The sequence below is a fragment of the Rhodococcus sp. BP-332 genome, from assembly GCF_019836065.1.
Classification (GTDB): domain Bacteria; phylum Actinomycetota; class Actinomycetes; order Mycobacteriales; family Mycobacteriaceae; genus Rhodococcoides.
This window is the reverse complement of the sequence record NZ_JABUEC010000001.1, coordinates 431,702-454,464: the sequence shown is the minus strand read 5'-3', so window position 1 is coordinate 454,464 and position 22,763 is coordinate 431,702. Positions and strand designations below refer to the sequence as shown.

The 22,763-nt window shown below is 69.4% G+C and carries 23 protein-coding genes; 13 read left to right on the top strand and 10 right to left on the bottom strand.

The genetic code is table 11. The features are described from left to right. Nucleotides 1-8: 8 nt before the first annotated feature. The gene (locus tag HQ314_RS02100) at nt 9-650 is read left to right on the top strand and encodes a regulatory protein RecX (protein WP_222649167.1); all 642 of its coding nucleotides are present in this window, start codon (nt 9-11) and stop codon (nt 648-650) included. 4 nt (nt 651-654) lie between these two features. Here HQ314_RS02100 and HQ314_RS02095 read toward each other — a convergent pair whose 3' ends face one another. The 4 genes from HQ314_RS02095 to gluA form a co-directional block, all read right to left on the bottom strand. Continuing rightward, the gene (locus tag HQ314_RS02095; protein WP_082544487.1) at nt 655-1,578 is read right to left on the bottom strand and encodes an amino acid ABC transporter permease; all 924 of its coding nucleotides are present in this window, start codon (nt 1,576-1,578) and stop codon (nt 655-657) included. Next, nucleotides 1,575-2,255 (bottom strand): amino acid ABC transporter permease, encoded by a 681-nt coding sequence (locus HQ314_RS02090; RefSeq protein ID WP_027505128.1) that lies wholly within the window; start codon nt 2,253-2,255, stop codon nt 1,575-1,577. Before HQ314_RS02090 ends, HQ314_RS02095 begins: the two co-directional genes overlap by 4 nt. Before the next feature lie 86 nt (nt 2,256-2,341). Next, nucleotides 2,342-3,175 carry a glutamate ABC transporter substrate-binding protein gene (locus HQ314_RS02085; protein WP_027505129.1) on the bottom strand — a complete coding sequence of 278 codons (834 nt, stop codon included), beginning with the start codon at nt 3,173-3,175 and terminating at the stop codon, nt 2,342-2,344. Between the two features lie 37 nt (nt 3,176-3,212). Next, complete coding sequence (gene gluA / locus HQ314_RS02080; protein WP_222649502.1) at nt 3,213-3,941, bottom strand: glutamate ABC transporter ATP-binding protein GluA; 729 nt, start codon at nt 3,939-3,941, stop codon at nt 3,213-3,215. Between the two features lie 184 nt (nt 3,942-4,125). Between gluA and miaB the strand changes: the two genes are divergently transcribed. Both miaB and HQ314_RS02070 read left to right on the top strand, forming a co-directional pair. Beyond that, nucleotides 4,126-5,667, top strand: a complete 1,542-nt coding sequence (miaB, locus tag HQ314_RS02075) for a tRNA (N6-isopentenyl adenosine(37)-C2)-methylthiotransferase MiaB (protein WP_222649165.1) — start codon at nt 4,126-4,128, stop codon at nt 5,665-5,667. Then, a complete protein-coding gene (locus HQ314_RS02070; protein ID WP_037185326.1) occupies nt 5,655-6,236 on the top strand; it encodes a hypothetical protein in 582 nt (193 codons plus the stop codon). The genes miaB and HQ314_RS02070 overlap by 13 nt, the downstream gene beginning before the upstream one ends. A gap of 10 nt (nt 6,237-6,246) precedes the next feature. On the opposite strand, the gene HQ314_RS02065 is transcribed toward HQ314_RS02070, so the two are convergent. After that, on the bottom strand, nt 6,247-7,704 hold the full coding sequence (locus tag HQ314_RS02065) for a DUF349 domain-containing protein (protein WP_222649163.1): 1,458 nt from the start codon (nt 7,702-7,704) through the stop codon (nt 6,247-6,249). A gap of 164 nt (nt 7,705-7,868) precedes the next feature. Between HQ314_RS02065 and HQ314_RS02060 the strand changes: the two genes are divergently transcribed. The 6 genes from HQ314_RS02060 (at nt 7,869) to HQ314_RS02035 (ending at nt 13,812) form a co-directional block, all read left to right on the top strand. Continuing rightward, nucleotides 7,869-8,582, top strand: coding sequence for a hypothetical protein (locus HQ314_RS02060; RefSeq protein WP_222649161.1), 714 nt, complete (start codon nt 7,869-7,871; stop codon nt 8,580-8,582). After that, nucleotides 8,579-9,493 carry a tRNA (adenosine(37)-N6)-dimethylallyltransferase MiaA gene (gene miaA / locus HQ314_RS02055; RefSeq protein WP_222649159.1) on the top strand — a complete coding sequence of 305 codons (915 nt, stop codon included), beginning with the start codon at nt 8,579-8,581 and terminating at the stop codon, nt 9,491-9,493. The genes HQ314_RS02060 and miaA overlap by 4 nt, the downstream gene beginning before the upstream one ends. Next, a complete protein-coding gene (locus tag HQ314_RS02050; protein WP_056444906.1) occupies nt 9,490-10,344 on the top strand; it encodes an RNA methyltransferase in 855 nt (284 codons plus the stop codon). The genes miaA and HQ314_RS02050 overlap by 4 nt, the downstream gene beginning before the upstream one ends. A 4-nt stretch (nt 10,345-10,348) precedes the next feature. Next, a complete protein-coding gene (gene dapF / locus HQ314_RS02045) occupies nt 10,349-11,221 on the top strand; it encodes a diaminopimelate epimerase (protein WP_027505134.1) in 873 nt (290 codons plus the stop codon). Between the two features lie 84 nt (nt 11,222-11,305). After that, on the top strand, nt 11,306-12,769 hold the full coding sequence (gene hflX, locus HQ314_RS02040; protein ID WP_027505135.1) for a GTPase HflX: 1,464 nt from the start codon (nt 11,306-11,308) through the stop codon (nt 12,767-12,769). Next, on the top strand, nt 12,766-13,812 hold the full coding sequence (locus HQ314_RS02035; protein ID WP_222630894.1) for a hypothetical protein: 1,047 nt from the start codon (nt 12,766-12,768) through the stop codon (nt 13,810-13,812). The genes hflX and HQ314_RS02035 overlap by 4 nt, the downstream gene beginning before the upstream one ends. Before the next feature lie 65 nt (nt 13,813-13,877). Here the strand turns inward: HQ314_RS02035 and HQ314_RS02030 are convergent, their stop codons facing one another. From HQ314_RS02030 to HQ314_RS02015, 4 genes are all read right to left on the bottom strand, one after another. Next, complete coding sequence (locus HQ314_RS02030; protein WP_027505136.1) at nt 13,878-14,135, bottom strand: HPr family phosphocarrier protein; 258 nt, start codon at nt 14,133-14,135, stop codon at nt 13,878-13,880. Between the two features lie 73 nt (nt 14,136-14,208). Beyond that, a complete protein-coding gene (locus tag HQ314_RS02025) occupies nt 14,209-16,245 on the bottom strand; it encodes a fructose-specific PTS transporter subunit EIIC (RefSeq protein ID WP_222649157.1) in 2,037 nt (678 codons plus the stop codon). Between the two features lie 50 nt (nt 16,246-16,295). Further along, nucleotides 16,296-17,279 carry a 1-phosphofructokinase family hexose kinase gene (locus HQ314_RS02020; RefSeq protein WP_222649155.1) on the bottom strand — a complete coding sequence of 328 codons (984 nt, stop codon included), beginning with the start codon at nt 17,277-17,279 and terminating at the stop codon, nt 16,296-16,298. Further along, entirely contained in the window at nt 17,276-18,043 is a 768-nt protein-coding gene (locus tag HQ314_RS02015) for a DeoR/GlpR family DNA-binding transcription regulator (protein WP_027505139.1), read from the bottom strand. Before HQ314_RS02015 ends, HQ314_RS02020 begins: the two co-directional genes overlap by 4 nt. Nucleotides 18,044-18,224: 181 nt before the next feature. Between HQ314_RS02015 and HQ314_RS02010 the strand changes: the two genes are divergently transcribed. The 4 genes from HQ314_RS02010 to HQ314_RS01995 all read left to right on the top strand — a co-directional run bounded on the left by HQ314_RS02010 (nt 18,225) and on the right by HQ314_RS01995 (nt 22,473). Further along, nucleotides 18,225-19,919: a phosphoenolpyruvate--protein phosphotransferase gene (locus tag HQ314_RS02010; protein ID WP_222649153.1), complete on the top strand. Its 1,695-nt coding sequence runs from the start codon at nt 18,225-18,227 to the stop codon at nt 19,917-19,919. A gap of 179 nt (nt 19,920-20,098) precedes the next feature. Continuing rightward, entirely contained in the window at nt 20,099-21,382 is a 1,284-nt protein-coding gene (locus HQ314_RS02005) for a uracil-xanthine permease family protein (RefSeq protein WP_222649151.1), read from the top strand. Between the two features lie 23 nt (nt 21,383-21,405). Beyond that, on the top strand, nt 21,406-21,840 hold the full coding sequence (locus HQ314_RS02000; protein ID WP_222649149.1) for a hypothetical protein: 435 nt from the start codon (nt 21,406-21,408) through the stop codon (nt 21,838-21,840). Nucleotides 21,841-21,849: 9 nt separating this feature from the next. Further along, nucleotides 21,850-22,473, top strand: a complete 624-nt coding sequence (locus HQ314_RS01995) for a YigZ family protein (RefSeq protein ID WP_222649147.1) — start codon at nt 21,850-21,852, stop codon at nt 22,471-22,473. A 54-nt stretch (nt 22,474-22,527) separates the two neighbouring features. Here HQ314_RS01995 and HQ314_RS01990 read toward each other — a convergent pair whose 3' ends face one another. Next, a complete protein-coding gene (locus HQ314_RS01990; RefSeq protein ID WP_222649145.1) occupies nt 22,528-22,758 on the bottom strand; it encodes a hypothetical protein in 231 nt (76 codons plus the stop codon). Nucleotides 22,759-22,763 lie beyond the last annotated feature (5 nt).

Here is a 22,763-nt window from a genome sequence, read left to right as displayed (position 1 = left end):
TCTCGACTGTGAACGACGACGAGTTACCGGACTCGCGTGCACCGGGCGCCCGACGTACGTCGGGCGCCCGGTCCCGTTCCGGCCGCCGATCGGGCGAGACGCCGCCCCCGGGCGGGGGCACGGCGGTGCAGGCCAAGGATGCCGCGTTGCGGTTGCTCACCGATCGCGCCCGGAGCCGCGTCGAGCTCGAACAGCGGTTGGCCGCCAAAGGATTCACGGACGAGATCATCACGTCCGTGCTCGACAGGCTGACCGAGATCAAGCTGGTCGACGATCGCGACTTCGCCCATCAGTGGGTCCGCTCGCGACACACGTATTCGGGACGCGGCAAGCAGGCGTTGCGCACCGAACTCCGAACCAAGGGAATCGAACCCGGTATCGCCGCCGAAGCGCTGGATACCATCGAGCCGGAGGACGAGCGTGAGCGCGCCCGCGACCTGGTGGTCAAGAAGCTGCGGGCTCCGGCTCTGCGGTCGAGTCTCGGCGACGACATCGAGGACCCGCGGGAACGTCGTGCACAGCGGGACAAGGTGGTGCGCAAGCTCGTGTCGATGCTCGCGCGTCGCGGGTTCGCCCAGGGCATGGCCTTCGACGTGGTTCGGACAGAACTCGAGGCCCTCGGAAACGATTCCGAAGGCCTCGAGTACTAGAACGTCAGACTGTCGCGCCACCCATGGCGGCACCCTGATCGACAGGAACCGGACTCTTCTTCGCTCGTCGCAGTCGCTTCTCCACCTTCGTGGCGAGGTACGTCAGCAGCGAGTTCAGGATGATCATGATGATGGCCACGATGATCAGCGCCGGCAGGAAGTTGCCGTAGAAGGCACCGACCTGCTGGCCCGACCGGACCACCTCGACATAGCCGATGATGTAGCCCAACGCGGAGTCCTTCAGCGCCACCACCATCTGCGAGATGATGGCCGGCAACATCGCGGTCACGGCCTGGGGAAGCAGGATCATGCGCATGATCTGGCCCTTGCGCAGGCCGATGGCCATGGCCGCCTCGGTCTGACCCTTCGGCAGGGACTGGATGCCCGACCGCACGATCTCGGCGATGACCGAGCCGTTGTAGAGCGTCAGGCCCGTCACCACCGCGGCCAGGGCCAGGTAGCGGGACTTGAACACCTGGTACTCGGCGAAGAACTGGTACAGGAAGATCATCAGGATCAGCACCGGGATGGCGCGGAACAGTTCGACGAAGAATCCGGCGACCAGCCGCACCGGGCGGTGGTCCGACAGGCGCGCGATGCCCAGGACCGCGCCCAGGATCAGCGCCAGCACGATCGACAGCCCCGCGGCGACCAGGGTGCCCTGGATGCCGGGAACCAGGTACGTCGTCCAGGTCGACGACTCGACGAACGGGCTCCACTTCTCCGATGTCAACTGGCCCTTCTCGTCCAGCTTCGCGTAGATCACGTACGCCGCCAGCAGTACCAGGACGAGCACGACGGCCGAGATGATGTGATTGCGCACCTTGGCGCGGGGCCCCGGAGCGTCGTAGAGAACGGTGGCGCGTTCGGCGGAGGCGACCTTCTTGGGCGGTGCCTCGGTGCTCAGAGGTGCGTTCGCTGTGGTCATCGGGCAACCGCCAATCGCTTGCCGAGGTAGCCGAAGAAGAGGCCGGTGGGGAAGGTCAGGATGACGAAGCCGAGCGCGAAGATACCGCCGACGACGAAGATCGCCGCCTCGTTCTCGATCATTTCCTTCATCAGGATGGCCGCTTCGAGGACGCCGATCGCCGCGGCGACGGTCGTGTTCTTCGTCAGGGCGATGAGCACGCTGCCCAGCGGGCCGATGACCGCACGGAACGCCTGGGGGAGCACGATGAAGCGCAGGTTCTGCGAGAACGTCAGACCGAGCGAACGCCCGGCCTCCGCCTGACCGACGTTCACGGTGTTGATTCCGGACCGCAGCGACTCGCACACGAACGAGGCCGTGTAGATGCTGAGACCGAGAACGGCGAGCCGGAAGTTGTTGTCCGCCTGGCCGGTCGGGGACGCCTGATCGGCGAGCGTGACGCCCAGGGTCTGGTAGAGGCCGAAGGCGCAGAACAGCAGGATCAGCGTGAGCGGGGTGTTGCGGAAGATGGTGACGTAGGTGGCACCGATCCACCGCGCGACGGGAACGGGGGAGACCCGCATCGCCGCGAGCAGGGTGCCGAGGACGAGAGCGCCGATGGCGGAGAGCACCGTCAGCTTGATCGTCATCCAGAACGCGTCGAGGAGTTCGGGCGCGTAGTCACTCAGTATGTCCACCGGCGACTCCTTCCGAGAGCGGTGACGAGTCGAACGGGCGGTTCACCGGTGTGAACCGCCCGTTCGGGTCTCGCGAAGAGTGGTGATCAGTAGCGATCGACGGTCGGCTGTGCGGGCAGCGGGTACCCGGACGGTCCGACGGTGTCCTCGAATGCCTTCTGCCACGACCCGTCCTCGATCATGGCGTCGATCGCGTCGTTGATCTTGGTGCGGGTCTCGTCGTCGCCCTTGGCCAGGCCGATGCCGTAGCGCTCCTCGGTGAACGGCTCGCCGACCACCTTGAGCTCACCCGGGTACTGAGCCGCGTAGCCGGCCAGGATGATGTCGTCGGTCGTGACCGCGTCGACGGCGCCGTTGCGCAGTGCCTCGACACAGGCGGAGTAGGTGTCGAACTCCTGCAGCTGCACGTCCTGCGCGTACTGGTCCTTGACCTTCTGCGCGGGGGTGGAGCCGGAGACGGAGCAGAGGCGCTTGCCACCGCTGAGCGACTCGGGGCCCGTGATGTCGGTGTTGCCGTCGGCAACGAGGAGCGACTGTCCGGCGACGAAGTACGGTCCGGCGAAGTCGACCTTCTCCTTGCGGGCGTCGGTGATCGAGTAGGTGGCGACGATGTAGTCGACCTCACCGTTCTCGATCAGCGTCTCGCGCTGCGCCGACGGCGACTCTTTGAACGTGATGTTCTCCGGCGTGACACCGAGCTTGCCGGCGACGTACTTCGCGACCTCGACGTCGAAGCCGCTGAACGAGCCGTCGGGGGTGCGCAGGCCCAGGCCCGGCTGGTCGAACTTGATGCCGACGGTCAGCTTGCCGCTCTCGGCGCTGGACGACGCGCTGGTGGCCTCGTCGCCACCACACGCGGTGGCGGCGAAGGCGAGCGCGAGTGCGGCGACGCCGACACGGGCGGTACGGGTGATTCTCATCGAGATCCTCCAGAAGTTGGGACGAGCGGGTGGTAGATCAGTGACTCAGGATCTTGCCGAGGAAGTCCTTGGCGCGATCGGACTTCGGTGTGGTGAAGAAGGTCTCGGGATCGGTGTCCTCGACGATCTGGCCGTCGGCCATGAAGATGACGCGATCGCCGGCGCGGCGGGCGAAGCCCATCTCGTGGGTGACGACCACCATGGTCATGCCCTCCTTGGCCAGCGACGTCATGACGTCGAGCACCTCGTTGACCATCTCGGGATCGAGCGCCGAGGTCGGCTCGTCGAAGAGCATCACCTTGGGGTTCATGGCGAGTGCACGCGCGATGGCGACGCGCTGCTGCTGGCCGCCGGAGAGCTGCGCCGGGTACTTGTCGGCCTGGTTGGCGATGCCGACACGTTCGAGCAGACGCTGCGCGGTCTTCTCGGCCTCGTCCTTCTTCATCTTGCGGACCTTCGTCGGCCCGAGCATGACGTTCTCACGAATCGTCTTGTGCGCGAAAAGATTGAAGGACTGGAAGACCATGCCGACGTCCGCGCGGAGCGCGGCGAGCGACTTGCCCTCGGAGGGAAGTGCCTCGCCGTCGACCTCGATGGTGCCCTCGTCGACGGGCTCGAGCCGGTTGATGGTGCGGCACAACGTCGATTTACCCGACCCGGAGGGGCCGAGGACGATGACGACCTGGCCGCTGGGAACGTCGAGTTCGATGTCCTTGAGGACGTGCAGATCACCGAAGTGCTTCTGCACGCCGTGCATCGCGATCATGGGGGCAGACGATGCTGTGGACGAGCGATGTTCGCGCTCGCCGTCAGGGTGGGTCATGGCGATGACCCTAGAGGTAGTTTCCTCCGCCACTGCTCGTTTTGGTGCGGGGACCGCGTATATGTAATGGAAACTTTACTCGGACCGCTCGGTGAGTCGGGTACGTGCGCCGCCGTACCCTGAAGGGGTGGACACGATCGACACCCAGACTCTGCCTGCGCGGTCCGGGACTGCGCGCACCTACGAGGTGCGCACGTACGGCTGCCAGATGAACGTGCACGATTCCGAACGACTGTCCGGCCTTCTCGAGGAGGCCGGTTACGAGAAGGCCGACTCCGGGTCGTCCCCCGATCTCGTCGTCTTCAACACGTGTGCGGTACGCGAGAACGCCGACAACAAGTTGTACGGCAACCTCGGCCAACTCCGGCCGGCCAAGGACGAGAACCCCGACATGCAGATCGCCGTCGGTGGGTGCCTCGCACAGAAGGACCGCGACGTTGTGGTCACGAAGGCGCCGTGGGTGGACGTCGTGTTCGGCACCCACAACATCGGATCCCTGCCGGCGCTGCTCGACCGGGCGCGCCACAACCAGCGCGCCGAGGTCGAGATCCTCGAGTCGCTGGACGCGTTCCCCTCGACTCTCCCGGCCAAGCGCGACTCCGCCTACTCCGGGTGGGTGTCCATCTCGGTGGGGTGCAACAACACCTGCACCTTCTGCATCGTGCCCGCACTGCGCGGCAAGGAGGTCGACCGCAGGCCGGGCGACATCCTCGCCGAGGTGCAGGCCCTCGTCGACGAGGGCGTGCTCGAGGTGACGCTGCTCGGACAGAACGTCAACGCGTACGGCGCCTCGTTCGCGGATCCCGAGCAGCCGCGTGACCGGGGTGCGTTCGCATCGCTCCTGCGCGCGTGCGGGGAGATCGACGGTCTCGAGCGTGTCCGGTTCACCTCGCCGCACCCCGCCGAGTTCACCGACGACGTCATCGATGCGATGGCGTCGACGCCCAACGTGTGCCCGACGCTGCACATGCCTCTGCAGTCCGGATCGGACCGCGTGCTGCGTGCCATGCGCCGCTCGTACCGCAAGGAGAAGTTCCTCGGCATCATCGACCGGGTGCGCGAAGCCATCCCGCACGCGTCACTGACGACGGACATCATCGTGGGCTTCCCCGGGGAGACCGAGGAGGACTTCCAGGAGACCCTCGACGTCGTCCGTCGCGCTCGCTTCAGCAGCGCCTACACGTTCCAGTACTCCAAGCGACCGGGAACGCCGGCCGCCGACATGCCGGATCAGGTGCCGAAGGCCGTCGTGCAGGAACGCTACGAACGGCTCGCCGCTCTGCAGGAGGAGATCTCCCACGAGGAGAACCGTCGCGTCGTCGGAACCGAGGTGGAGTTGCTCGTCGCCGACGGGGCCGGACGCAAGAACGCCGTCACCGAGCGGATGAGTGGACGCACCCGCGACGGGCGACTCGTGCACTTCACCCCGACGGGCGCCATCGACCGCGCCGTCCGGCCCGGCGACGTCGTCGTCACCACGGTGACCGACGCGAAGCCGTATCACCTGGTCGCCGACGTCCCGGTGCGCTCGCACCGGCGCACCACGGCCGGCGACCGACACGAGCGGGGCACGATGCCCCGGACCGCACCGGTCGGTGTCGGGTTGGGGTTGCCGTCCGTCGGCGCCCCGGCGCCCGAGCCGGTCACGACGATGGGATGTTCACTGTGAGTACCGAGCCGACGACCGGGTCCGATCCGGCGGCCGCCGAGAAGCGGATCTCGGGGCGTATCGACCCGGGGGTCCGCGCCGTCGTCGTGGCAGTGGTGGTGTTGTTGCTGCTACTGAGCTTCGCACTGCCGCACACAGGTTCGGCCAACGCGTGGGACGTGCTGGTGCACGACGAGGACGCCGTGGCGGAGTCGGTGGCACTGCCGTCACGCATCTTCGTGTGGCTGACCCTGGTGTTCGCGGTCGGCTTCTCGGCCCTCGCCCTGGTCACTCAACGCTGGGCGCTGGCCTGGGTCGCGCTCTACGGGTCCGGGGTGGCGACGGTGCTGGGCATCCTGGCCATCTGGTCGCGTCAGACCGTTCCCGTCGGCCTCACCGGGGCCGGCCCCGGGCTGGGCCTCGTCCTCGGCTGGTTGCTCGTGGTCGTGCTGGCGTTCCACTGGTTCAAGGTGGTGTGGAACCGCTCCAACGCTCAGTGGGCGGCTGCCGCCGCCCGGCGGGACGCGGCCGTGATGGACGAGGCGCGGCGCGAGAACGTGCTGGACACGTCCCGGCGCCGCGACAACTGATCCTCCGGAGTCACAGACCGCCGAGGGCGCTGTCGGCGGCGTCGGCCCACTCGCGCCACTGCTGTGCCTGCGCACGGGCCTTCTCGGCGTCCTTGGCCTTGCCCGCGGCCTCGGCCTTCTGGGCCTGCTCCTCGAACTGCGCGACCCGCTCGCGGAACTGAGCCGCGCGCGCCATCGCCTCGGGGTCGGTGCGTCGCCACTCGGAGTCGGCGGCGTCGCGGACGCGCTTCTCGATCGCGCGGAGCTTGCCCTCGAGATCATGCATCTTCTCGCGCGGGACCTTGCCGATGGCGTCCCACTTGTCCTGCAATGTCCGCAGTGCTGCGCGGGCCGCCTCGATGTCCTTGGACGGGTCGATGTGACCGGACTCGGCCAGCAGCCGTTCCTTCGCCTCGGCGTTCTGCTCGAACTCCGCGTTCTGCTCGGACTGAGCCGCGTTGCGTGCCTCGAAGAACACGTCCTGGGCGCCCTTGAACTTCTGCCACAGCGAGTCGTCGGCGTCGCGGGGAGCCCGGCCGGCGGCCTTCCACTCGGTCAGGAGATCGCGGAACACCTGCGCGGTGCCCACCCAGTCGGTGGACGACGACAGTTCCTCGGCCTTGGCGACCAGTTCTTCCTTGCGCACCTTGGCGGCACCGCGTTCGCGGTCGAGATCGGCGAAGTGCGCGCCGCGGCGGCGGTTGAACGCCTCCCGTGCCTTGGAGTAGCGCTTCCACAGGGCGTCGTCGACCTTGCGGTCGACGCCGCGGATGGTCTTCCACTCCTCGAGGATCACGCGAAGACGGTCACCCGCGGCCTTCCACTGCGTGGATTCGCTGCCGATGGTCTCGGCCTCGACGGCCAGCGCCTCCTTGCGTGCCGTCGATTCGGTCCGCTCGGAATCCTTGCGCTTGCGATGCTCGGCGGCGACCTCGTCGGAGTGTTCGATCACGGCCTGCAGGCGGGTCGCCAGCGCGTCGATGTCGCCGATCACAGCAGCGGTGGGCAGGGTCTCGGCGAGCGCGACGGCGGCGGTCTTCGTCTTCTTGGCGTCGCTGGCGCCGGAGGCGAGTCGCGCTTCGAGGAGTGCGACCTCCGTGGCGAGATCGTCGTAGCGGCGCCCGAAGTGTGCGAGGCCCTCGGCCGCGTCACCGGCCTGCCAGGAACCGACCTGCCGCTCTCCGTCGGTGGTACGTACCCACGCGGAACCGTCCTCGTCGACCCGGCCCCAGCGGGACGGATCGGTCACGACCGGGACGACAGCGGGCGTCGTCGGCACGTGGTGTGCAGCCGGATGCGGCGTCGGGTGCGACTCCCCGTCGCCTGTGGACGACGACGGTGCGGACGGATCGGCCGGGGCACTGGGCCGGGTGGGCGCCGGGCGCGGTGCGCCGCCGGGTCGAGGACCCGGTCGGGGCCCGGGCCGGGGAGGTGTGGGGCTCGCCTGCGCCTCGCCGGGGGCGTTCTCGGTCGTCTCGTGCTCGGTCATGGTTCTCTCCGTCTCTGCCGCGCGTCACGGCTGCCTGGCGCTACGTGGTTCTCTGCTCGGTCGTTCTCGGCCCATTCAACCCCCTCCGCGCGTCGGCGACCATGCAAACCCCGAGGGACGCGCGGAAAAGGGACGCCCTCGGACGGTCGACTACCGTGGCGTCCGTGCTGTCCGCCCTCGCCTTCGTCCCGTCGCCTCCGTTGCTGCTCGCGGAGCTCGCCGGTTCCGCCACAGGCGAACTGGACGATCTGCGTGCAGCCGTGCGCGAGGTGTGCGACGACCTGGGGCAGTCCTGTCACGGCTGGATCGGGGTCGGGGTCGGTGCGACCACGACCTGGATCGACGGCGATGCCGCGGGTACGTACGCCGGTTTCGGGGCCGATGTCGTGGTCGGTCTCGCCCCGGATCGCGGGCCTGTCGATCGCGCGATGGAGTTGGCCGCGCTGACCGTCGGGCTGCTCCGCGGGCAGGCTGTTCCGCAGTGGTCGGTCCCCGTACAGCTCGTCGCTCGGAACGCGAGTGTCAAGGACGTGGCGGCGGTGGCGCTCGACCTGCGCGGCCGCGTCGACGCCGCGCCCGGCCCCGTGGGGCTGCTCGTCGTCGGTGACGGGGCGACGACCCTGACCGACAAGGCGCCCGGCGCGTTCGACGACCGGGCCGAGGCGGTGCAGCACGCGATCGACGATGCGCTCGGCAGAGCCGACGTCGATGCGCTGGCGTCCCTGGATCCTGCTCTGTGTGATGCCCTCGGCGTGGACGGGCGGGTGGCATGGCAGGTGGCGGCCACGCTGGTCGGACCCACACGAGTGGTGCCGCACAGTCTCTTTCGCGGTGCCCCCTACGGAGTCGGGTATCACGTCGCCTCGTGGTCGCTGTGACGCGACCGACACCGGTCGCGGTGATCGGACCCACGGCCACGGGCAAGTCGGCCCTCGCGCTCGATCTCGCCGAGCGCCTCGGCGGGCACATCGTGAACATCGACGCGATGCAGCAGTACCGAGGCATGGACATCGGCACGGCGAAGACGCCGGTCGCGGAGCGTCGCGGCATCCCGCACCACCGACTCGACGTCCTGGACGTCACGGAGACGGCAACGGTGGCGGCGTACCAGGACGCCGCGGTGCGGGAGATCGAGGAGCTGCTCGAGCAGTCCGTCGTGCCCGTCGTCGTCGGCGGATCGATGATGTACGTCCAGGCTCTGCTGGACCGATGGCAGTTCCCGGCCACGGATGCCGCGGTGCGTGCCGAACTCGAGGCCAGGCTCGCCGCCGAGGGGGTCGCGGCGCTGCATCGCGCACTCGCCGAGTCCGATCCGGCGGCCGCGGCATCGATCCTGCCGACCGACGGCCGACGCATCGTCCGCGCGCTCGAGGTGGGACGCCTCACCGGGAAGCCGTTCGCCGCGTCGGCGCCCACCATCGGCGAGCCGCGCTGGGACACCGTCGTCCTCGGCATCGACCGTGACACCGACGAGCTGGACGCGCGCATCGCGTCACGCACCGACGCGATGTTCGCCGAGGGGCTCGTCGCCGAGGTCGAGACCCTCGTGGGTCGAGGACTGCGCGAGGGAGTCACCGCCCCGAGAGCGATCGGCTACGCGCAGGTGCTGCAGCTGCTGGACGGCGAGATCGACGAGGCGGCCGCGCGCGAGGCGACCTTCGTCGGTACCCGTCGCTATGTTCGCCGCCAACGGTCCTGGTTCGGCCGCGATCCCCGCGTGCACTGGCTGCGCGGGGGCGCATCGGACCTGCTGGACGCCGCACTGCGCACGAGGGGAGAACACCGATGAGCGATGCGCTCGTCCTGTCGAGGAACGCGCGGTTCCAGCAGTGGCAGTCCTACCTCGTCACCCGCGGCAAGCGCACCAAGGCGGGAGTCTTCCTCGTGCAGGGAGTGCGGCCGGTCACACTGGCCGTCCAGCACGAGTGGCCTCTCGAGTCCGTGCTCTATCGAACCGGCGACTCCCTGTCGTCCTGGGCCACGTCGACCGTGGACCGCTGCCGGGCCGCAGGCGTGCCCGCGGTGGGTGTCGCGCCGGAGTTGATGGCGGAGCTCGGCGAACGCGTCGATCAACCACCGGAGATCCTGCTCCTCGCACGGTCCCGGCTCCTCGATCCCGGCCACTGGACTCCGACGGGCGACGCGCCGGTGGTGGTCGCGTTCGATCGGCCGACGTCGCCGGGCAATCTCGGCACCCTGATCCGGTCCTCGGACGCCTTCGGAGCGTCCGGGCTGCTGGTCAGCGGGCATGCCGCGGACCCGTTCGATCCCGCGTGCGTCCGCGCGACCACCGGCTCCCTGTTCGCACTCCCAGTGGGGCAGGTCGGAGGTCCGGAGCAGGTTCGCGCGATGGTGGACAGGCTGCGGCAGCAGGGCACCGACATGACGATCGTGGGCACCGACGAGACCGGCACGGTGGCAGCGCACGAGCACGACTTCACAGGAGGAACGGTGCTGGTGGTGGGCAACGAGACCCGCGGCATGAGTGCCGCGTGGCGGGATGCCTGCGACGTCGTCGTGTCCATCCCGATAGGCGGCGCGGCGAGCTCCCTCGGAGCACCGTCCGCCGGCGCCGTCGGGCTGTACGAGATCACCCGCCAACGGCTGATCGCGCGGACGTCCGCGCCGGTGGGAGACTGATCCCATGCAGTTCACCAAGGGACACGGAACGCAGAACGATTTCGTCGTGCTGCCGGATCCGGACGCACTCCTCGATCTGAGCGCACACCGTGTGGCGACGCTGTGCGATCGCCGAGCCGGGCTCGGCGCGGACGGGGTACTGCGAGTCGCCCGCAGCGGTGCTCTCGTCGACCGCGGCGTGCTCGACGCGCTGCCCGAGGGCGTGTCCGCCGGCGACTGGTTCATGGACTACCGCAACGCGGACGGGTCCATCGCGGAGATGTGCGGCAACGGTGTCCGGGTGTTCTCCCATTACGTTCGTGCGGCCGGTCTCGTGGACTCGGACGAGTTCGTCGTCGGATCGCGCGCCGGCGGAAAACCGGTCACGGTGCACTCGCACGACGCCACCGACGCCGTGGTCACCGTCGAGATGGGCACCCCGCAGGTCTTCGAGACCTCCGACACCGAGGTCGACGGCAGGTCCTTCACGGGCATCGGCGTCGACGTCGGCAATCCGCACCTGGCCTGCGTGTCCGCCGATCTCGATGCGGAGACCCTCGGCGACCTCGACCTCACGGCGCAACCCACCTTCGACGGTGCGGTGTACCCGCACGGGGTCAACATCGAGTTCGTCACCGTGCCGAAGGACGGTGCGGTGAGCATGCGTGTCCACGAGCGCGGCGTGGGGGAGACCAGATCGTGTGGCACGGGCATCGTCGCCGCCGCGGTCGCGGCCCTGCGCTTCGACGGGTCCGGCGACGGCGAGCTGGCCGTCCACGTTCCCGGTGGTGTCGTGTCGGTGCGCGTGTCGAACGGTTCCGCGTCGATGCGGGGGCCGTCGGTGCTGGTGGCGTCGGGGGAGCTGTCGGACGCCTGGTGGGCGGGGCTGGAAGCGTGACGGCCGGGGTGCGGGTATTCCCCGCGACACGGTTGCGTAAATGACAGTGCACGTCAGGACGTTCTCGTGGATCATGGGTCTCGTATGACGACAACGAATGCAGCGGCCGACAGGGCCGACACGACAGGTTCGTCCCACAGCGACGGGTTCGAGCAGGACGCCGAGTGGTCCACCGGCGACATGCAGCTCGACGATCGCAGCGCACTGCGCCGTGTGGCCGGACTCTCCACCGAGCTCACCGATGTCACCGAGGTCGAGTACCGCCAGTTGCGGCTCGAGCGCGTGGTGCTCGTCGGTGTCTGGACCAGCGGTTCCGCCGAGGAGGCGGAGTCCAGCATGACCGAACTCGCGGCTCTGGCCGAGACGGCGGGTTCCGAGGTGCTCGAAGGGCTGGTGCAGCGTCGCGACCGACCCGACGCCTCCACCTACATCGGCTCCGGCAAGGCGAAGGAACTGCGCGAGGTGGTCATCGCGACCGGCGCGGACACCGTCGTGTGCGACGGTGAACTCACGCCTGCGCAGCTGACGGCACTGGAGAAGATCGTGAAGGTGAAGGTCATCGACCGCACCGCGCTGATCCTCGACATCTTCGCTCAGCATGCCTCCTCCCGCGAGGGCAAGGCGCAGGTCGCCCTGGCGCAGATGGAGTACATGCTTCCGCGTCTGCGCGGCTGGGGTGAGTCCATGTCGCGTCAGGCGGGTGGCCGCGCCGGCAGCAACGGCGGTGTGGGCCTGCGTGGTCCCGGTGAGACGAAGATCGAGACCGATCGTCGTCGCATTCGCGAGCGCATGGCGAAGCTACGTCGCGAGATCCGGGGCATGAAGCAGGCCCGCGACACCAAACGTGAGCGCCGGCTGCAGGGCAACGTGCCGTCCATCGCCATCGTCGGCTACACCAACGCGGGGAAGTCGTCGCTGCTCAACGCGTTGACCGGATCCGGTGTGCTGGTGCAGAACGCACTGTTCGCGACCCTGGATCCGACCACGCGCAAGGCGACGCTCGAGGACGGCCGCGAGTGCGTGCTCACCGACACCGTCGGCTTCGTCCGCCACCTGCCGACCCAGCTGGTCGAGGCGTTCCGCTCCACGCTCGAGGAGGTGACGGACGCCGATCTGCTGCTGCACGTGGTGGACGGGTCCGACCCGCTCCCCATCGGGCAGATCGAGGCGGTCCGCGAGGTCATCGTCTCGGTGGTGCGCGAGCAGAACGCCGCGGCGCCCGAGGAACTGATCGTGGTCAACAAGATCGACGCCGCGGATCCCGTCACGCTGACGCAGCTGCGGGGCCTGCTGCCGGGTGCGGTCTTCGTGTCCGCGAAGACTGGTGAGGGCATCGAGGAGCTTCGGACACGACTCGGCGAGCTGGTCCGCCCGCCCGAGGTGTCGGTCAGCGTCCTGCTGCCCTACGACCGCGGCGACCTGGTGTCGCGCATCCATGCGGACGGACGGATCTCGAGCACGAGTCACGAGAGCGGCGGTACGCGCATCGACGCGACCGTGCCGACGGCGCTGGCCTCGATACTCACGCGATACGCCCACAGCGCGTGAGCCGTCGGTTCGCGCCAGTGCTCGGCGCTGCCGTGGTGGCGCTCGTGGCAGCGTCTCCCGCGGCGGCGCAGACCGAGGCACCGGATGCGGAGCCGTACTGTGTGCCGACCGATCCGGGACTGTCCGAACTCTCGGGTATGACGGTGCTCGACGGGACGGTGTACGCGATCGGGGACAGCGGCGCCGACGACCGTGTCGCGCGCCTCGACTCCGAGTGTGCTGTCGCGGAGTGGCTTCCGAATCCGGTGGATCCGTACGACGTCGAGGATCTCTCGTCGTTCGAGGGGTCGTTGTGGCTCGCGGACATCGGCGACAACGACCGTCGACGCGACGCCGTGGCCCTCACCCGGATGGATCCTGCGGCCGGTGGTGCCGGTGAACTGCATCGGCTCACCTATCCCGACGGTGCGCACGATGCCGAAGCACTCCTCATCGGGCCCGACGGCCGTCCCGTCGTCGTCACGAAGGACGGTCTCGGAACCGGTGCCGTGTACACCGCGGACACGTCGGTGTCCGATCTCCCGAGTCCCGGTCCCACCCCGCTGCGCCGCGTGGCCGACTTCGCGCCGTCCGCGACGACCACACCTGGGGGTCCGCCGCTGCTCGACGGCAGTCGCCTGGTCACCGGCGGCGCCGTGAGCGCCGACGGGTCCATCGCTGCCGTGCGCACCTACACCGATCTGTACCTGTGGTCCGTGCGGGACGGTGACGTGGCCGCGGCCTTCGCGTCGGCCCCCGCCCGCGTCGTCGCGCTCCCGCCGCAGCCGCAGGGCGAGTCGATCGCCTTCACCTCGGACGACGAGGTGCTGCTCGGGTCCGAGCAGGGTGTGGACACGGCTGCAGCTCGTCCCGCCGTCCTCGTCCTGCGCGATGTGGCACCCTCCGCCGAGGCCGGCCCGGAGGCCACCGAGACCGCGGACTCCGAAGCACCCGCCGAGCCCACCGGGTCCATCCTCGTTCCGTTGATCGCCGCCGCGGCGTCGGTCGGTGTGGTCGTGGTGCTGACCCTGTTCTTCGTGCGTCGACTGTTCCGGTCGCGGTAGACACAGAAGCACACATGACGACGGCCCCCACGGTGTGTGGGGGCCGTCGTCGTCTGTGCGGAAGATCAGGCGTCGAGGTCCGACGCGACCAGTGCGGCCACCTTGTCGAGCGTGGCCTGATCGTCGCTGGTGATCGTGACCTCGGTGCCCTTGGTGGCCCCCAGCGTCATGATCATGAGCGCGGAGCCGCCGTCGACGGCCTCTTCGCCCTCCACCTCGAGGGTGACGTCGACGCCGGAGTCGGCGACCGCCTCGGCGATGACGGCGGCGGGACGGGCGTGCAGGCCGATGGCGGATCCGACCGTGACCGTGGTGCTGGGCATCGTGGTGATCTCCTTCTTCGTCAGGTGAGTGCTGGTGTCGATACTGCCAGCTGTGGGGGTGGTGACGTGGGTGTCAGGCTGCGACGGCGACGGGTTCGTCGACGATCTCCGCAGGCTTCTTGCCGGCGAACTGCTTGGCTGCGGTGATGAGCGCCGCGGAGACCACGGTGCCGATCGCCAGAGCCAGCAGGAACAGGAAGAAGTTGTTCATCGCGAAGAACACGAGCAGTCCGCCGTGGGGTGCGCTGAGCGTCGTCCCGAAGGACATGATCAGGGCGCCGGTCACAGCGCCGCCGGCCATCATCGAGGGGATGACACGTAGAGGGTCGGTCGCGGCGAACGGGATCGCACCCTCGGAGATGAACGCAGCTCCGAGAAGCCATGCAGCCTTGCCGTTCTCGCGTTCTGCCTCGCTGTAGAGCTTCGGACGCAGAGTCGACGAGAGTGCCATGGCGAGCGGGGGAACCATGCCGGCAGCCATGACGGCGGCCATGATGCGCAGCGATGCCTCGTTGTCGACGCTGAGCCCGGCGGTGGCGAAGGCGTAGGCGGCCTTGTTCACCGGTCCACCGAGGTCGAAGCACATCATGAGGCCCAGGATGATGCCGAGGATGATGACCGACGAGCCCGAGAGGCCGTTGAGGAAGTTGGTCAGGCCGGTGGTGATGGCAGCGAGCGGGCGACCCAGCACGAGGAACATCAGACCGCCGACGACGAGGGTCGCTCCCAGCGGGATGATGACGACGGGCATCAGGCCACGCAGCCACGGCGGCACCGCGATCCGGCTGATCCACAGCGCCACGAAGCCGGCGATGAGGCCACCGACGAGGCCACCGATGAAGCCGGCACCGACGAACAGGGCCACCGCACCGGCGGTGAAGCCGGGTGCCAGACCGGGACGGTCCGCAATGGCGAAGGCGATGTAACCGGACAGAGCCGGGACGAGGAAGCCGAAGGCCAGGCCGCCGAGCTGGAACAGCACCGCACCGATGAAGATGCGGAGCCCGCCGTCGGGCAGGTTGGTGAGGCTGTTGTTGGTCATGATGTCCTCGGCGACACCCTTGATCTCGTATCCACCGAGAAGGAAGCCGAGGGCGATGAGGAGTCCACCGGCCGCGACGAACGGGATCATGTAACTGACACCGGTCAGGAGGATCTGGCGCAACCGCGTGCCCCAGCCGAGTCCACCGGCAGCGGCGGCAGCGGACGCTCCCGGTGCGGTACCGGAGACGCGTGCGGCGTTCGGGTCACCGCCGGCGCGCAGAGCCTCGGCAACCATCTTGTCGGGCTCGTTGATCGCGCGCTTGACGCCGGACTCGATGACAGGCTTGCCCGCGAAGCGCTCGCGGCCCTTGACGCCCACGTCGGTGGCGAAGATGACGGCCTCGGCCGACGCGATGAGAGCCGGGTCCAGAGCCGTGGAGCCGCTCGAGCCCTGCGTCTCGACGTGCACGGTGACGCCCGCACGGTCGCCGGCGTCCTTGAGGGAGTCGGCAGCCATGTAGGTGTGGGCGATGCCGGTGGGGCACGCGGTGATGGCGACGATGTGCTTGGCAGCGTCCGCCGTGGCGGTCGGAGCGGGAGGAGCGGTCTTCGTGGTGGTGACGGGGGCAGCGGCCTTCGGAGCTTTCGGGGCCAGAACGCCCTCGACCAGTGCGACGACGTCGGCGGGGGTGGCCGCCTCGCGCAGCGATGTCACGAATGCGGGCTTGACCAGCGCGCGTGCGAGCGAGGACAGCAGCTTCATGTGCTCCGCGCCTGCGCCCTCCGGTGCGGCGATGAGGAAGACCAGGTCCGCGTCGCCGTCGGGTGCGCCGAACTCGACCTTAGGGTTCAGGCGAGCGAATCCGAGCGATGCCGTCGTGACCGCGGCGGAGCGGCAGTGTGGAATCGCGATGCCGCCGGGCAGGCCGGTGGCCGACTGCGCCTCACGAGCCATCGCGGCGTCGCGCAGGGCGTCGGCATCCGATGCACGGCCCGCGTCGGTGAGGACGCGAGCGAGGCGGGCGATGACATCGTCCTTCGTCGAGCCGAGATCGGCGTCGAGCAGGATGAGGTCCTCGGCGATGATGCCGGGCTTGGCATCGTGAGCCGTGGTGGGACTGGACATGTCGTTTCCTCTGGGAGTGGAGTGGAGCTGGGGGATCAGGACTGGGGTTTTCAGGACTGGGGTACGGCGGGTGACGAGTCGAGGGTGTGGACGGGGACGGCAGTGACGTCGACGTCGGACGGCGTCGGCAACCGGGTGCCCGGTAGGGCGGCGGCTGCGGATCCGTAGGCGACGGCCCGGGCGAGTCGACCGGCACCGTCCTCGCCGTCGAGATCGGCCAGGATGTATCCGGCCAACGACGAGTCGCCCGCGCCGACGGTGCTTCGCGGGGTGATCGGGGGAGGGGTGGCGAACCACGACCCTGTCGCGGTGACCAGGACGGCCCCGGACCCACCGAGTGTCGCCAGGACGGCAGCCACTCCGCGGTCGACGAGAACGCGCGCGGCCTCGACCGTGGGATACGGGTCACCCTGTGCGGCACTGGCTTCGAGAGCCGCGCCGTCGTGTCCGGTGAGGTGTGCGAGTTCTTCCGCGTTCGGCTTGATCAGGTCCGGTGCCGTGGCGGGGAAGCCCGCGGCGAGCGCCGAGAGGGGATCGTCGGAGGTGTCCACGGCAACCTTGGCCGACACCTCGTGCAGCGCGGTGACGAGGCGGCCGTACCAGGTGGCGTCGATTCCGGGCGGGATCGATCCGGACAGGACGACCCAGTCGGCGCGCTGCGCGAGTTCCAGGACGGACGCCATCAGTGCGTCGACCGTCTCGGGTGCCAGTCCGGCCCCGGGCTCGTTGATCTTGGTCGTCGTGCCGTCGGACTCGCTGATGGTCAGGTTCGTGCGCGCGACACCCGACGTGGGTACGGCGTGGTACCGGACTCCGAGGGTGCCGAGCGCGCTGAGCAGCGGATCGGAACCGCTGCACGGGAGCACCGCTGTGGCGGTCCGTCCGGCGGAGGTGACGACGCGTGCGACGTTGACCCCCTTGCCGCCGGGCTCCGTCGTGGTCAGTGCGCTGCGATGCACCGATCCGCGCACCAACGGCACGTCGAGGGAGACCGTGCGATCCATGCTGGGGTTGGCCGTCAGGGTGAGGATCATGCGACCACCACCTCCAATCCGTGTTGCTGCAGACGGGTGCAGTCGGTGTCGGTGATGCCGTCGTCGGTGACGAGGACGTCCACACAGTCGAGTGCGGCGAAGGACATGAAGAACTGCAGGCCGATCTTGGCCGAGTCCGCGACGACGATCACGCGGTCCGCCGCGCTCACCATCGCGCGCTTGACGGCGGCCTCGTCGGTGTCGGGAGTCGAGAGACCGTGGCCGACGCTGATCGCGTTGGTGCCCATGAACGTCACGTCGACACGCACGGTCCCGAGCACTCGCAGGGTGTCCTCGCCGACGGTCGCCTGCGTGACACCGCGGACGCGGCCACCGAGCAGGTGGAGATCGAGGGACGGAACCGCGGCGAGACGCGTCGCGATGGGAAGCGAGTTGGTCACCACCGTCAGATCCGACTCGACGGGGATCAGCGCGGCGAGGCGACCGGTGGTGGTGCCGGCATCGAGCGCGATGGATCCGCCGGGTGCAGGCAGGTAGGCGAGGGCGGCAGCGGCGATGCGGTCCTTCTCCTTCGCGCGGGTGTGTTCGCGCTCGGCCATCCCTGGCTCCACCGCGGTGACCGACGTGGCGGGCACTGCGCCACCGTGGACTCGGCGCACGACGCCCATACGGTCGAGCGAGGCCAGGTCACGGCGCACGGTCTCGGTGGTGACACCGAACGTGTCGGCCAGGTCGGCGACGGAGACGCGACCGCGCTGTCCGATGAGGCCGGCGATGGCGTTCTGCCGCTCTTCCGCGTACATCGTGTTCACCGCCCCTCCGTCCGATCCGTTGTTTCACTGTTGGTTTATGTTGTTTTACGCCCGTCTCTGTTGACATGTCAAGAGGTTCGAGTAATCTGAGTCACAAGAGCCATCGCGGGAGACGCGATGCACAGCGGGTAGGCGAGATGCCCCCGCACCACCGCGCAGCAGGAGGAAGCAGATGACGGGATCGCTCACCGTGAACGAGGCACAGCCGACGGCCCACGCGGTGCAGGGCACGCCGGTGGTGCCCGGCGTCGGCTACGGCCCCGCGATCCGCCCGGCGCCGCGCCCCTCACGTCCCGACACGGCCGTCGAGATCGCCGAGGACGCGCGCGATGCAGAGAAGGAGCGCTTCCGCGCCGCGGCGGCCGAGGTCGGTCGACGTCTGCAGGCCCGTGCCGCACTGGCAACCGGCTCCGCGTCCGAGGTGCTCGCCGCCAACGCCGCGATGGCCGAGGACCGCGGGTGGATCGGCGCCGGCGTCAAGGCCATCGGCAGGGGTTCCGACGCCGCGTACGCCGCCGTCACCGCGACGGACCAGTTCGTCGCCATGTTCGCCAAGCTCGGCGGACGCATGGCCGAGCGCATCACCGACCTCATGGACATCTGCGACCGCGTGATCGCCGAGCTGTCCGATCTCCCGGAGCCCGGCGTGCCCACCCCGTCGGAGCCCTCGGTTCTCCTGGCGGAGGACCTCGCACCCGCCGACACCGCGGGACTCGACGCCACGCTGGTCGTCGGCCTCGCGACCTCGCTCGGTGGACCCACCAGCCACACCGCGATCATCGCCCGTCAGCTCGGCATCCCGTGCATCGTCGCGGCGACGGGCCTCGACGACGTCCCCGCCGGGACGCTCGTCATGGTGGACGGCACCACCGGCCGTATCGAGATCGAGCCCGATCCGTCCACGGCACGCTCCGCGGTCGAGGAATCGGCCACCCACCTCGCCGAGGTCGCCGACTGGAGCGGGCCCGGCCGGACGTCCGACGGTCACCGTGTCGACATCCTCGCGAACGTGCAGGACGGCGCCGGCGCTCGCGCAGCCCGGTCGACCGCGGCCGACGGCGTCGGACTCTTCCGCACCGAACTCAGCTTCCTCGACCGCGACGTCGAGCCCACCGTCGACGAGCAGGCCTCGATCTACGCCGAGGTGCTCACCGCGTTCGAGGGCACCAAGGTGGTCGTCCGCACGCTCGACGCCGGCTCGGACAAGCCGCTGCGCTTCGCGAACCACGCCGACGAGGCCAACCCGGCCCTCGGAGTGCGTGGCATCCGTATCGCCGAGGGCAATCGCGGCATCCTGCACCGCCAGCTCGACGCCATCGCGGCCGCAGCGGCCTCGACCGAGTCGTCTCCGTGGGTGATGGCCCCGATGATCGCCACGTCCGCCGAGGCGCAGGCCTTCGCCGCCGACGTGCGGGAACGCGGGCTCACCCCCGGCGTCATGATCGAGGTGCCCGCCGCGGCGCTGCTCGCGGACCGGATCCTCGATCACGTCGACTTCCTGTCCATCGGAACCAACGACCTCGCGCAGTACACGATGGCGGCCGACCGCATGTCCGCCGACCTGGCCGCACTGACCGATCCGTGGCAGCCCGCAGTCCTGACGCTCGTCGCCCACGCGGCGAAGGCCGGCGCAGCGGTGAACAAGCCTGTCGGAGTCTGCGGAGAGGCCGCCGCGGACCCGTTGTTGGCCTGTGTCCTCGTCGGCTTCGGCGTCACGTCCCTCTCGGCCGCGTCGGCCGCCGTGGCCGGTGTCGGCGCGAAGCTCGGCACCGTGACCCTAGAGCAGTGCAAGGCCGCGGCCGAGGCCGTGCTGTCCACCTCCAGCCCGGCCGAAGCACGCGAGGTGGCAGCCGGCCTGCTCGGGTGATGCGCTCCCGCCCTCCGACCGCCCTCCGGCCTTCCCGGTGACCTGCCGACCGGCCTCCGGCCTTCCCGGTGACCTGCCGACCGGCCTCCGGCCTTCCCGGTGACCTGCCGACCGGCCTCCGGCCTTCCCGGTGACCTGCCGACCGGCCTCCGGCCTTCCCGCATGACATCATTTCCGCCGTGACGACAACTCGATCCAGGCAGTTCCTCCCTCGCTGGTCCGTCCACGGTGACGGTCGCACCGTGGCGCCCGACGCGGTCGTCGCTCCCGACGAACGGCTCTCGTGGCCGCGCACGATCGGGATCGGGATGCAGCATGTCGTCGCGATGTTCGGCGCCACTCTGCTGGTGCCGACCATCACCGGGTTCCCGGTCACGACGACGCTGTTCTTCTCCGGTCTGGGTACCGCGATCTTCCTGGTGGCCACGCGCGGCCGGATCCCGAGCTACCTGGGCTCGTCCTTCGCCTTCATCGCACCCTTGGCGGCGACGGCGGGCGACGGTCCCGCTGCGCAGCTCGGCGCGGTGCTCGTGGTGGGCGTGGTGTTGTTCCTGGTCGGCCTGCTCGTCCGGTTGGCGGGGAGCCGCGTCCTCGACGCCGTCATGCCGCCGCTCGTGACCGGCGCGATCGTGGCGCTCATCGGCCTGAATCTCGCGTCCACCGCCGCGACCTCGTACGAGGCTCAGCCGCTCGTCGCGACCGTGACCCTCGTGGCGGTCCTGCTGGTCACCGTCGCGGTACCGGGGCTGATCGGTCGCCTCGGCATCCTCGTCGGCGTCGTCGTGGGATGGGTGTTCGCTGCCGTCACCGGTGCTCTCGATCCCGCACGCGTCGACGCACTCGGTAGCGCGTCGTGGATCGGACTGCCCGAGTTCACTGGCCCCTCGTTCCAATTGTCCGTCGTGCTCGTCGCCCTGCCCGTCGTCGTGGTGCTCGTCGCCGAGAACGTCGGTCACGTGAAGGCGGTCGCGGCGATGACGGGTCGGTCCCTCGACGACGTCGCCGGTGACGCCCTCATGGCGGACGGCGCGGCGACCGTCCTCGCCGGTGCCGGTGGTGGTTCGGGCACCACGACCTACGCGGAGAACATCGGCGTCATGGCCGCCACCCGCGTGTACTCCACCGCTGCCTACTGGGTCGCCGCCGCCACGGCGCTGGTGCTCTCGTTCTCCCCGAAGTTCGGCGCTCTGATCTTCACGGTCCCGAGCGGTGTGATCGGCGGCGCGACGCTCGTGCTCTACGGTCTCATCGGCCTTCTCGGCGTGCGGATCTGGCGGGAAGCGGGGATCGACTTCACCAAGCCGCTCAACCTGATGGTCGCGGCGGCCGCCCTCGTCGCCGGTGTCGGTGACTTGACGCTGACCATCGGATCCGTCGAACTCGGCGGCATCGTGTGGGGCTCGGTCGGCATCCTGGTCGCGTACCCGGTGCTGCGCGCGCTGTCGGAGCGGCGACGAGACTGAGCGGTCTGTGCCACGCTGAAGCGGTGAGCCACCCACACCTCGACCCGATGCGACCCGTGCGCCTCGCGCCGGACGAGTGGCCGTCGACGCCGGCGTGGAAGGTGCCGGCGCTCATGGCTGTCTCGGCTGTAGCAGCCGCCTCGACGCTCGCGCTGCCGAACATTGCTGCTCGTGCGTCCGTTGCGGCTGTTGCCCTGATCGTTGCTGTGGTCCTCGCCGTGGCATCCGTACGCCGAGCCGTGCGCGAGAGCGGCGACCAGCGCATCTCCTGGTTGCGCGGCCCCGCGGTGCGTCGCCGTGACGTCGACCTGCTTCAAAGCTGCAGTGGGTCTGCTCTGTTCGTCGGGGCCTTGGCGCTGAATGCCGTTCCGGGTTGGTATTGGTGGGTGACCGCGGCGCTCGTCGCCTGGGTTCTGCCGCCCCTCGTCCTGCAGGCTCGGCACAATCGCCGCGTCTAGGCTGGCTCCGTGCCGCATGCCCTCGTCTCGACCCGACACGTCGATGCGGAAACGGTGATCGAGCGGAGCCGGTTCCTCGCCCGCGTGGTCACCGTCCACACCGAGTCCGAGGCGCTCGACGTGGTCGCTGCGGTGTCGGCACAGTTTCCCGATGCGGGCCACCACTGTTGGGCTTTCGTCGTCGGCGCAGATCAGGAGCACCGCCGTCAGCGCGCATCGGACGACGGCGAACCTGGCGGTACGGCAGGTGTTCCGATGCTCGGCGTGCTGACCGGCCGCGACCTGGTCGATGTGGTGGCCGTCGTCAGTCGGTGGTTCGGGGGCGTCAAGCTCGGCGCCGGTGGCTTGGTGCGCGCCTACTCGGGCGCGGTGAGTGCGGCGCTCGACCGCGCGGAGGTCGGCGAGCTCGCGCGAGTCGACGTCCTCGAGATGGGCTTGTCCCATGCTGATGCCGGTCGGGTGGAGGGCGTTCTGCGAGTGCACGGATTCGCCGTCGACGACGTCGCCTACGGATCCGACGTGCGGCTCCGGGTGATCGGTGACGGCGACCGGCTCGACGGTGTCCTCGCGTCCGCGACCGGCGGTGGTGTGGTGGCCGAGCGCGTCGGGCACCGGTGGGTGCTCGGGCCCTGAGGCGGCTGGGTGCGCTGAGCCGCGGATACCGCGGCTCAACACACCGGATTCGAGTCAGTGACGCCGGGCCAGCTGCGCGGGCGGAATCACGCCGGGGTAGTAGAAGTAGTGGTGAGGCGACTCGACGAGATCGGAGGAACGGATACCTGCCACTTCCCAGACATCGACCGGCCCGCCGGTGTTGTTCATCCGGACGAACCAGTCACACTCCCACTCGTCCCGCGCCAGAAAGCATCCCTGCTGCTCGGGCTCATTGCTGCCTGCGATGCTCCGTGCCGCACCCATGCGCT

What these genes read in the sequence shown, in the direction of transcription:
- HQ314_RS01990 (WP_222649145.1), bottom strand. Translation starts at nt 22,758, where the DNA reads ATGGGTGCGGCACGGAGCATCGCAGGCAGCAATGAGCCCGAGCAGCAG.
- HQ314_RS02020 (WP_222649155.1), bottom strand. Translation starts at nt 17,279, where the DNA reads ATGATCCTCACCCTGACGGCCAACCCCAGCATGGATCGCACGGTCTCC.
- dapF (WP_027505134.1), top strand. Translation starts at nt 10,349, where the DNA reads ATGCAGTTCACCAAGGGACACGGAACGCAGAACGATTTCGTCGTGCTG.
- HQ314_RS02050 (WP_056444906.1), top strand. Translation starts at nt 9,490, where the DNA reads ATGAGCGATGCGCTCGTCCTGTCGAGGAACGCGCGGTTCCAGCAGTGG.
- HQ314_RS02010 (WP_222649153.1), top strand. Translation starts at nt 18,225, where the DNA reads ATGACGGGATCGCTCACCGTGAACGAGGCACAGCCGACGGCCCACGCG.
- hflX (WP_027505135.1), top strand. Translation starts at nt 11,306, where the DNA reads ATGACGACAACGAATGCAGCGGCCGACAGGGCCGACACGACAGGTTCG.
- HQ314_RS02030 (WP_027505136.1), bottom strand. Translation starts at nt 14,135, where the DNA reads ATGCCCAGCACCACGGTCACGGTCGGATCCGCCATCGGCCTGCACGCC.
- HQ314_RS02015 (WP_027505139.1), bottom strand. Translation starts at nt 18,043, where the DNA reads ATGTACGCGGAAGAGCGGCAGAACGCCATCGCCGGCCTCATCGGACAG.
- HQ314_RS02025 (WP_222649157.1), bottom strand. Translation starts at nt 16,245, where the DNA reads ATGTCCAGTCCCACCACGGCTCACGATGCCAAGCCCGGCATCATCGCC.
- HQ314_RS02070 (WP_037185326.1), top strand. Translation starts at nt 5,655, where the DNA reads ATGTTCACTGTGAGTACCGAGCCGACGACCGGGTCCGATCCGGCGGCC.
- gluA (WP_222649502.1), bottom strand. Translation starts at nt 3,941, where the DNA reads ATGATCGCGATGCACGGCGTGCAGAAGCACTTCGGTGATCTGCACGTC.
- HQ314_RS02085 (WP_027505129.1), bottom strand. Translation starts at nt 3,175, where the DNA reads ATGAGAATCACCCGTACCGCCCGTGTCGGCGTCGCCGCACTCGCGCTC.
- HQ314_RS02095 (WP_082544487.1), bottom strand. Translation starts at nt 1,578, where the DNA reads ATGACCACAGCGAACGCACCTCTGAGCACCGAGGCACCGCCCAAGAAG.
- HQ314_RS02065 (WP_222649163.1), bottom strand. Translation starts at nt 7,704, where the DNA reads ATGACCGAGCACGAGACGACCGAGAACGCCCCCGGCGAGGCGCAGGCG.